The sequence below is a fragment of the Oleiphilus sp. HI0080 genome (assembly GCF_001635135.1).
On record NZ_LWFU01000257.1, the window covers coordinates 1 to 915 of the forward strand.

Sequence of the window (915 nt, forward strand, 5' to 3'; positions counted from 1 at the left end):
GTTCGTTTAGAATTCACCATTCCTTCAAGAGGTCTGATCGGTTTCCGTGGTGCCTTCCTAACTATGACTTCTGGCTCAGGCATAATGACTAGTGTGTTTGATCACTATGGCCCAGTTAAAGTCGGCGAAGTTGCCAAGCGTCAGAACGGCGTATTGGTGAGTATGCTGAAAGGAAAGACGGCGGCTTATTCTTTGTTTAACTTGCAGAGTCGCGGTCGCTTGTTCCTCGGCCATGCGCAGGACGTGTATGAAGGCCAGATTATTGGTATTCACTCCCGCTCGAATGACTTGGCTGTAAATCCGACGAAAGGTAAGCAGCTAACCAACGTGCGAGCATCCGGTACGGATGAAGCGTTGACCCTAGTGCCACCAATCATTCACACGCTTGAGCAAGCGCTCGAGTTTATTGAAGACGATGAGCTTGTAGAAGTAACGCCTCAAAGTATTCGCTTGCGTAAGAAGCTTCTTACAGAGAATGAGCGTAAGCGCGCCAAATAAAACTTAGGTTTAACTTCTGAATCAAAAAGGCCGGAGTATATGTTACTTCGGCCTTTTTTTGTGATGAAGATTGCCAACAATAGTGCCGGAAAGCGTGGAGAGCAATAAGTAATGAAAGCACTTATACAGCGTGTAAAGAGCGCTTCAGTTGTTGTGGGTGGTGAGCTAGTTGGTGAGATAGATCAGGGCATCCTGCTTTTTATCGGGGTCGAGAAGCATGACGATACTGTGCTGGTCGATCGCATGCTCACTAAAATTCTAAAGTATCGTATCTTTGAAGACGAAAATGGTCGCATGGGACGAAGCCTGCAAGACGTTCAGGGAGGCTTATTGGTTGTTTCACAGTTTACGCTTGCAGCCGATACAAAAAAGGGAACGAAACCGAGCTTTTCAAGTGCGGCGAGTCCAGAGCATGGC

Annotated in this window: 1 protein-coding gene and 1 pseudogene; both read left to right on the plus strand. The window is 47.2% G+C overall.

Annotated features, from left to right (window positions below):
- Positions 1–498, plus strand: a pseudogene (locus A3751_RS02735) (translational GTPase TypA); the annotation flags it as partial.
- A 111-nt stretch (positions 499–609) separates the two neighbouring features.
- A partial coding sequence (dtd, locus tag A3751_RS02740) for a D-aminoacyl-tRNA deacylase (protein ID WP_068451811.1) occupies positions 610–915 on the plus strand: 306 nt, incomplete at its 3' end.